The organism is Streptomyces sp. NPDC058469, assembly GCF_042721125.1.
In the GTDB taxonomy this organism is placed as follows: Bacteria; Actinomycetota; Actinomycetes; order Streptomycetales; family Streptomycetaceae; genus Streptomyces.
Map to the genome: position 1 here is coordinate 1 of NZ_JBHXME010000276.1, position 7,973 is coordinate 7,973.

Annotated in this window: 9 protein-coding genes; all 9 read right to left on the reverse strand. The window is 68.5% G+C overall.

Going from position 1 to position 7,973, the window contains the following annotated elements; genetic code table 11:
* Window positions 1–66: 66 nt before the first annotated feature.
* The 9 genes from ACFWP5_RS50835 to ACFWP5_RS50875 all read right to left on the reverse strand — a co-directional run bounded on the left by ACFWP5_RS50835 (window position 67) and on the right by ACFWP5_RS50875 (window position 7,890).
* Entirely contained in the window at window positions 67–1,128 is a 1,062-nt protein-coding gene (locus ACFWP5_RS50835; RefSeq protein WP_384173728.1) for a lysophospholipid acyltransferase family protein, read from the reverse strand.
* 14 nt (window positions 1,129–1,142) lie between these two features.
* On the reverse strand, window positions 1,143–2,204 hold the full coding sequence (locus ACFWP5_RS50840) for an NAD-dependent epimerase/dehydratase family protein (protein ID WP_384173730.1): 1,062 nt from the start codon (window positions 2,202–2,204) through the stop codon (window positions 1,143–1,145).
* 228 nt (window positions 2,205–2,432) lie between these two features.
* Entirely contained in the window at window positions 2,433–2,531 is a 99-nt protein-coding gene (locus tag ACFWP5_RS50845; RefSeq protein ID WP_003948845.1) for a 30S ribosomal protein bS22, read from the reverse strand.
* Between the two features lie 111 nt (window positions 2,532–2,642).
* Window positions 2,643–2,855, reverse strand: a complete 213-nt coding sequence (locus ACFWP5_RS50850; RefSeq protein WP_004984898.1) for a helix-turn-helix domain-containing protein — start codon at window positions 2,853–2,855, stop codon at window positions 2,643–2,645.
* Window positions 2,856–2,984: 129 nt separating this feature from the next.
* A complete protein-coding gene (locus tag ACFWP5_RS50855) occupies window positions 2,985–3,800 on the reverse strand; it encodes a phosphatase (RefSeq protein WP_384173733.1) in 816 nt (271 codons plus the stop codon).
* A gap of 235 nt (window positions 3,801–4,035) precedes the next feature.
* The gene (locus ACFWP5_RS50860; RefSeq protein ID WP_384173736.1) at window positions 4,036–5,208 is read right to left on the reverse strand and encodes an acetoin utilization protein AcuC; all 1,173 of its coding nucleotides are present in this window, start codon (window positions 5,206–5,208) and stop codon (window positions 4,036–4,038) included.
* Entirely contained in the window at window positions 5,159–6,370 is a 1,212-nt protein-coding gene (locus ACFWP5_RS50865) for an MFS transporter (protein ID WP_384173738.1), read from the reverse strand. The genes ACFWP5_RS50860 and ACFWP5_RS50865 overlap by 50 nt, the downstream gene beginning before the upstream one ends.
* Before the next feature lie 75 nt (window positions 6,371–6,445).
* Window positions 6,446–7,153, reverse strand: a complete 708-nt coding sequence (locus ACFWP5_RS50870; RefSeq protein WP_384173741.1) for a VC0807 family protein — start codon at window positions 7,151–7,153, stop codon at window positions 6,446–6,448.
* Between the two features lie 92 nt (window positions 7,154–7,245).
* The gene (locus ACFWP5_RS50875) at window positions 7,246–7,890 is read right to left on the reverse strand and encodes an HAD family hydrolase (RefSeq protein ID WP_384173744.1); all 645 of its coding nucleotides are present in this window, start codon (window positions 7,888–7,890) and stop codon (window positions 7,246–7,248) included.
* Between the last annotated feature and the right edge of the window lie 83 nt (window positions 7,891–7,973).

Here is a 7,973-nt window from a genome sequence, read left to right on the forward strand (position 1 = left end):
GCCCTTCCTGCACGGAAGGGCACCCCGTCGTCGTACAGCCAAAGAAGACGCCGTACAGCCGAAAAACTAGAAGAACACCGACCGGCGCTGCACCAGCAGCTTGTACAGCGTGTGCTGGATCTGTTCTCTCACCTGGTCGGTGAGGTTGAACATCAGCATCGGGTCCTCGGCCGCCTCCGGCGGGTAGCCGTCCGTGGGGATCGGCTCGCCGAACTGGATCGTCCACTTCGTGGGGAGGGGGATCGCGCCGAGCGGGCCCAGCCACGGGAACGTGGGGGTGATCGGGAAGTACGGGAAGCCCAGGACCCGGGCGAGGGTCTTGGAGTTGCCGATCATCGGGTAGATCTCCTCGGCGCCCACGATCGAGCACGGGATGATCGGCGCGCCCTTGCGCAGGGCCGTGGAGACGAAGCCGCCGCGGCCGAAGCGCTGGAGCTTGTAGCGCTCGCTGAACGGCTTGCCGATGCCCTTGAAGCCCTCCGGCATCACGCCGACCAACTCACCGCGCCCCAGCAGCCGTTCGGCGTCCTCGGCGCAGGCGAGGGTGTGACCGGCCTTGCGGGCGAGTTCGTTGACCACCGGGAGCATGAAGACGAGGTCCGCCGCGAGGAGGCGGAGGTGGCGGGCCGCGGGGTGGTTGTCGTGGACGGCGATCTGCATCATCACGCCGTCCAGCGGCAGCGTCCCGGAGTGGTTGGCGACGATCAGCGCGCCGCCCTCGGCCGGGATGTTCTCGATGCCCTTGACCTCGACCCGGAAGTACTTCTCGTACAGCGGGCGCAGCGCCGGCATCAGGACCTCGTCGGTGAGCTCCTCGTCGTAGCCGAAGTCGTCGACGTCGTAGTCCCCGGTCAGTCGGCGGCGCAGGAAGGACAGGCCGTGGGCGACCCGGCGTTCCAGGCCGCTCTGGCCGTCCTCGTCCGGTGTCTTCTCCGGCTCCTGTTCCTCACGCGTCACAGGATCATCATCCTGCGCGAAGTCCCGGCCCGGCAGGGGCTGGACCTCACGGACCAGCGCGGGCTCGCCGTTCTTGCGCCGGTTCCCCGTGCTCCGGCGCCGCTGCGGCCGCTGCACGCCGTTGGCGCGGGACCGGTCGTCGTCGAACGGAATGACCTTGGCATCCGCCATCGTTGATGCGCTCCTCAGTTGGCGCTCGGCGTCGGGGGGTGGCCACTGCCCGGCCCGGACAGCGCGGCGATCCGGTCGACGGCCCCCGCGAGGGCCTCCGGCGGCAGCAGCCCCGGGCCCTGACTCCGCGCGAAGTCCGCGAAGGTCTCGGCGGTCGTGTACTTCGGCTTGTACCCCAGCGTCTCGCGCATCTGGACCGTCGACACGACCCGGCCGTGCGTCAGCAGCCGGATCTGTTCCGGGGAGAAGTCCGTCATCCCCAGCGTACGCACCAGGGAACCGGCCCAGGTGACCGCCGGCAGCAGCAGCGGCACCGTCGGGCGGCCCAGGCGCCGGGAGCACTGGGAGAGCAGCAGGACGCCGTCCCCGGCGATGTTGAAGGTGCCGCTGTTGAGCGTGCCCCGCCGCGGATCGTGCGAGGCGATCCGCAGCACCTCGATCATGTCGTCCTCGTGCACGAACTGCAGCCGCGGGTCGTACCCGAACACGGTCGGCAGGACCGGCAGCGAGAAGTACGACGCGAGCGGCGAATCCGCCGTAGGACCAAGGATGTTGGCGAACCGCAGCACGCACACGGCGACGTCGGGGCGGCGGCGGGCGAAGCCTCGCACATAGCCCTCGACCTCGACGGTGTCCTTCGCGAAGCCGCCGCTCGGCAGGGACTTCGGCGGGGTGCCCTCGGTGAAGACGGCCGGGTCGCGCGGGGCGGAGCCGTAGACGTTCGTACTGGACTTCACCACCAGGCGCTTCACGACCGGCGACTTCTGGCAGGCGCCGAGGAGCTGCATGGTGCCGATGACGTTGGTCTCCTTGACCGTGGTCCGGCTGCCGCTGCCCAGGGCGGTGCCCGTCACGTCCATGTGCACGACCGTGTCGGCGCCCGACTCGGCGAGCACGCGCGCGATGGTGGGCTGCCGGATGTCGGCCTGGATGAACTCCGCGCCCCCGAGATGGTGCCCCGGCGAAACCGCGTCCACGGCGATCACCCGGTCCACCTGAGGGTCACGCTGGATCCGCCGTACGAACCGGCCCCCCAGCTGACGGGCCACTCCGGTCACGAGCACGACCTTCCCCAAGATCAGCGCCTTCCTTTTGAGTTACCCGTGTGCGGCCAACCTAGCGGTTCGGTGTTGCACTGTGATGACCGCCCGACCCACGAACTCCCGAGTACCCGCAAACGTGCGATCAGACCAAGCCACCTGCGGTGCAGGCGTAGGCGCGAGGCACATGACGGGAACAAAACTGTGGCCCCCCACCGCATGCGGTGGGGGGCCACAGGAGACGCTCTCGCGGCGCCGCGTCGCCTACTTCTTGTTACGACGCTGCACGCGCGTGCGCTTCAGCAGCTTGCGGTGCTTCTTCTTAGCCATCCGCTTGCGCCGCTTCTTGATAACAGAGCCCACGACTACCCTCGCTCACTTCTCATCACTCGGTGCTGGGCATCATGGGCCCATACGACCTACAAGGGGCCAGCCTACCCGTCCGAGCTCTGAGGTCGTAATCGAGGTATCGCCTCAGGCTGTCTCCACCCCCACATAACTCTCGCGAAGGTACTCGTGTACCGCTTGCTCGGGGACGCGGAAGGACCGCCCCACCCGGATAGCGGGCAGATGACCGCTGTGCACCAACCGGTACACGGTCATCTTCGACACTCGCATCACCGAGGCGACCTCCGCCACGGTAAGGAACTGAACCTCGTTCAGAGGCCTCTCGCCAGCTGCAGCCATGACACACCTGAACCTTCCGCACTCGACGGTCACCGGCTTCCCCTTCCGGTGACTCTTCGTCGTTGCGTGCTCACTCCCCAATGTAGGGGCGTGTGATGCGAGTGGGGAAGAGGTGCACCCATCGGCGGCCTACTGTGACAGACACGCTCGATTGAGTACGTAGCGGGTAAGCGGGCGGTAGTAAGCGGACCGCACGGCGTCATCAACCGGAACTACGACGGACACCGACCCCTCGGCCTCCCCCACGAACAGCGCGGGGTCATCGGTGTCTGCGAGACCAATGGCCTCGAACCCCAGCTGACCTGCTCCGCAGACCCATCCGTGGTCCCCGATCACCAGCTCCGGAAGCACCCCGCCGGCCTCCGCCGCCGCACCCAGAACAGTACGAACCGGGAGCGGTGAGTGCGTGTGTGCGCCGGGCTCACAACCGGTGCGTTCGGGGCCCGGTTCGCGGACGAGCGCGACTCCTTGTGCGTAGTCAAGGTTGTACGTGCGTAGACCGAACCGGGTCGTTATGTCGACAGAGTGACCCTGCGCGGGGGTGAGAACAGCACATCCCGCCGCCGACAAGGCGTCCGCCAACGCGGCGTAGAACCCGAGCAGTCGATGCGGATGCCCGGTACCGAGAAGCACCGGCCCGCTGCGCTCCGCTACCGCACCCAACCGGTCGGCGAAGGCATCCAGAGCGGTCAAAGTCCGCTCCGGATCGATCACATCATGCCCGGAAGTGTGCGTCGGGTCGGCCGAAACCCCACACTTGTCCGCCATCAGCCCGATCAAGTCCCGCTGGCCCCACGTCCATTCGGGATCGAGCCCGATCAGCACCCGCGGGTCCCGGGCGGCGAAGGCCCGATAACTCCGCAGACTCTCCTCCCGCGAGGTGGCCACGGGTCCGGCCAGCCGGGCGGCGAGGAGATGGGCGCGGAGGGCGCCGGTGCTCAACACGGGAGTGATGGTGACGGACACGGACACCGGTCACGACGGGAACGCGGGAAACACCGCACGGTTGGCGTAGCACCGGTGACACCACCGCCGTGCGGGAGTTGGGGGCGTCTCAACACCGGCCGGCATCATCCAGCCCGTCCGGCACCTCTCCAGCGCAGGCCGGGGTCTGGGGGCGCGGCCTCCAGGGACGGTCACCCAGACACACCCGCACGACTACCGCTCCACCGCCGGAGGCCTACGCCAACAAACCCCGCAGCGGGAACACCGCCCGCCGGGTCGCCACGACAGCCTGGTCAAGACGGTCGGCGGGGTCGTACCCCGACTCCCAGTCGGCGTAGGACACCGGCCACCGCCCGTCCGTCATCCGCTGCGGCCCCAACTGCCGTGTCCGCGCGAACACTTCCTGCCGCCACCCCTCGGGGATCACGGCCTCGGGCTCGATCTCCCGCCCCGCGGCGATCGCGACGAGATGCGTCCACGACCGCGGCACCACCTCCACCACGGCGTAACCGCCCCCGCCGAGCGCGACCCACTTCCCGTCCGCGTACTGGTGCGCCAACTCATGACAGGCCACCTGCACGGCCCGCTGCGCGTCCAGCGACACCGCGAGATGAGCGAGTGGGTCCTCGAAGTGCGTGTCGGCCCCATGCTGAGTCACCAGCACCTGCGGCCGGAAGTCCGCGATCAACTCCGGTACGACGGCGTGGAAGGCCCGCAGCCACCCCGCGTCCCCGGTACCAGCCGGCAGCGCCACATTGACCGCAGAGCCCTCCCCCCGCCCGGCCCCGGTCTCCTCCGGCCACCCGGTCTGCGGGAACAACGTCCGCGGATGCTCGTGCAGGGAGATCGTCAGCACCCGGGGGTCCTCCCAGAACGCCGCCTGGACCCCGTCCCCGTGGTGCACGTCGACATCGATGTACGCGACCCGCTCGGCCCCCAGCTCCAGCAGCCGGGCGATGGCCAGCGAGGCGTCGTTGTAGATGCAGAACCCGGAGGCAGCCCCCGGCATCGCATGATGCAGCCCACCCGAGAAGTTCACGGCATGCAGCGCGTCCCCGGCCCACACGGCCTCGGCCGCCCCCACCGACTGCCCGGCGATCAGCGCCGACACCTCGTGCATCCCGGCAAAGGCGGGATCATCCATGGTCCCGAGCCCGTACGCCCCGTCCGCCGACTCCGGATCGGCCGAGGCGGCCTTCACCGCCTCGACGTAGTCCTCCCGGTGGACCAGCCGCAGCGTCGAATCACCGGCGGGCTTCGCCGCTACGACGTCCACGTCCTTGTCGAGCCCGAAGGCGTCGACCAGTCTCCGGGTCAGGGCGAGCCGAACCGGGTCCATCGGATGGTCCCGGCCGAAGTCATAGCCCGTTACTGCCTCGTCCCACATCAGCTGTGCGCGCCCGCTCATGCCCGTCACCGTATCGGTCCGCCTGCGGCGCGAACGAGCGGGCGTACACCAACGTCACCAGCACCAACACCATCGGCACGAGCATCGCCCCGCGGTAACTCCAGGCGTCGCCCAGCGCCCCCACCAACGGCGAACCGATCAGGAACCCCACGTAGTTGAAGACATTGAGCCGGGCGATCGCCGTATCGGAAGCCCCCGGGAACAACCGCCCGGCAGCCGCGAAGGTCTGCGGCACCAGCACACACAACCCGAGCCCCAGCAGCGTGAACCCGAGCATCCCGACCCCGGCCCCGGGCGCCACGGCCACCACGGCGAACCCCACCGCGGCCACCACCGCCCCCAGCCGCACGACGGCCACGGCCCCGAACCGCCGCACCCCGATATCCCCGATCCCCCGCCCGACCAGGCACATCACCATGTAGACGTTGTACGGAACGGTCGCCACCTGTTCCGAACTCCCCAGCACGTCCTTCAGATACTTCGCACTCCAGTTGGAGACGGTCGAGTCCCCGATATAGGCGAAGGTCATCACCAGACACAACGGCAGCAGCAACTTGAAGACGAGCGGCCCCGCCTCGGCCCCCTCGCTCTCCTCGCCGGGCGCACCCCCGTCGACGTACCACCGGCTCCCCACGAGCGCGGCCGGCAGCAACACGGCCACGACGGGCAGATACGACACCCACAGCGCCAGATGCCAGTGCGCCCCGGCCCACGCCAGCGAGGCCCCCACGATCCCGCCCAGGCTGTACGCGGCATGGAAACTGAGCATGATGCTTCGTCCGTACGTCCGCTGCAGACTCACCCCGAGCATGTTCATCGAGGCGTCCAGCGCACCCACCGCGAGCCCGAACGCGCCGAGGGCGACGGCCAGTTCGGCCATGCTGTCGCCCGACCCGACCCCGAGCAGCGCCAGGAGGACGACGGGCTGGGACCAGCGCAGCAGCACGCTGGGCCGTATTCGCTTCACCAACTGCTCGGTCGTGACGCTGCCGACGCCGGCGAGGATCGGCACGGCGGCCAGGAAGACGGGCAGCAGCCCGTCCGAGACCCCGTACCGGTCCTGGATCGCCGGGATGCGCGTCACGAGCAGCGCGAAGGTGGCGCCCTGAGCGAAGAAGCTGAACGCCAAAGAGGCCCTACCGCGCCGCAGCACATCTGTCATGGCGGCGAGCGTAAGGGCCCCGGCGTACTCGTGGGTAGATCCAGCCAAAGATGAATTCTCCTCAGCTTTGGGAGGTCACCCGGCGACGGCGAGCGAGGGGACGCCGACGGACGCGGCAACCGCCCCGGCCGGAGCCCCGCTCTTCAGCTCCGCGTCGATCATCTCGGCCATCGGTCCGACGGCGACACCGCCACTGACCACGGACGTAACGGCGATCGTGCCGATCATCACGACGGTGCCGAGCCACACCATGGTGTCCACCGGCAGCGTGTACACGCCGACGATCCGCGCGACGCACTCCGCGAGGAGCATCACACCCCACACGAGCGAGAACCGCCGCTCGGCCCGCCGAAAGGCCACCGACCCGCCCAACAACCGCTCGAACGCGGCCTCCCGCTCCGGGTCGCCCTTCACCAGGAACGGCTTCATCCCGGCGGTCATCATCGGCTTGCCAATCACCACGGACACCAGGATCCCGATCCCGACGGCACTGCTGATCCCGCTGTCCTTGGCGAGCATCAGCCGCGGGTCACCGGCCACGAAGCTGAGCAGCAGCCCGACGACGTTCACGAAGAGAATCAGCGCCGCGAACGCGTTGAGCTTCCGCTCCGCGACGACCCCCCACACGGTCCGCACCGCCGGCACGACACTGCTCCACCCCAACGCCGCCACGGTGCCCATCCCGAACCCGCTCTTCAGCAGGTAGTACGACCCGATCGGCACCGCCACGTCCGCGAGAAGCGGCCCGAAGTTCTTCTTCATGGAACCCGTGTTCGTCGTCATGCCCTCAGCTTGCCGCGAGACCCAGGCCGCCAGTAGAACCGATCATCCGGACCTCGGCATGACAAATGTCAGTGCGCACACGGTGGCGGCAGTCATTCCAGCAGGTCAACCAACTGCCCCATGTCACCGAAGAGTTGACCGGCCCCCGAGAGCCGCTCGGCAGGAGTCATGGCGGTGAACCCATACACATCCATCCCAGCCGCGACAGCAGCCCGCACCCCCAACGGACTGTCCTCTACGACGACACACCGCTCCGGTGCGACGCCCATCCGCTCGGCCGCGTACAGGAACAGATCCGGCGCGGGCTTCCCCCGCCCCACGTCCTCGGAGCTGAAGACCCACTCCTCCTCGAACCACTCGTCCAGCCCCGTCGTCCGATGCCCCACCCGAATCCGCTCATGGCTCCCGGACGACGCCACGCAGTACGGCACCCCGTCCGCGACCAGCCTCTCCAGCACGTCGACGGCCCCGGTGACCGGCTTCAACTCCCGCTCGAACGCGGCGAACACGCGAGCGTGAAAAACCTCGTCGAAGTCGTCCGGCAACCGCTGCCCGGTCCGCTCCTCGACGAGATCGTGTACGCGGTGCATCGCGGCGCCCATGTAGTCACGGAGGGACTCCTCGTAGGAGGTCGGGTGCCCGAGCTCGGTGAGATAGCCGGCCAGCAGCCTGTTGGAGATCGGCTCACTGTCGACGAGGACACCGTCATTGTCGAAGATCACGAGGTCATAGCGCATACCGCTGAGCCTAAACGCAGAAAACCCCCGTACCGGATTAACGGTACGGGGGTTTTCGCAATATTTGTTCGGCGGTGTCCTAC

Bases quoted from the DNA above. Each gene is read 5' to 3' on its own strand.
- ACFWP5_RS50835 (WP_384173728.1), bottom strand. From the start codon at position 1,128: ATGGCGGATGCCAAGGTCATTCCGTTCGACGACGACCGGTCCCGCGCC.
- ACFWP5_RS50850 (WP_004984898.1), bottom strand. From the start codon at position 2,855: ATGGCTGCAGCTGGCGAGAGGCCTCTGAACGAGGTTCAGTTCCTTACC.
- ACFWP5_RS50860 (WP_384173736.1), bottom strand. From the start codon at position 5,208: ATGAGCGGGCGCGCACAGCTGATGTGGGACGAGGCAGTAACGGGCTAT.
- ACFWP5_RS50865 (WP_384173738.1), bottom strand. From the start codon at position 6,370: ATGACAGATGTGCTGCGGCGCGGTAGGGCCTCTTTGGCGTTCAGCTTC.
- ACFWP5_RS50870 (WP_384173741.1), bottom strand. From the start codon at position 7,153: ATGACGACGAACACGGGTTCCATGAAGAAGAACTTCGGGCCGCTTCTC.
- ACFWP5_RS50875 (WP_384173744.1), bottom strand. From the start codon at position 7,890: ATGCGCTATGACCTCGTGATCTTCGACAATGACGGTGTCCTCGTCGAC.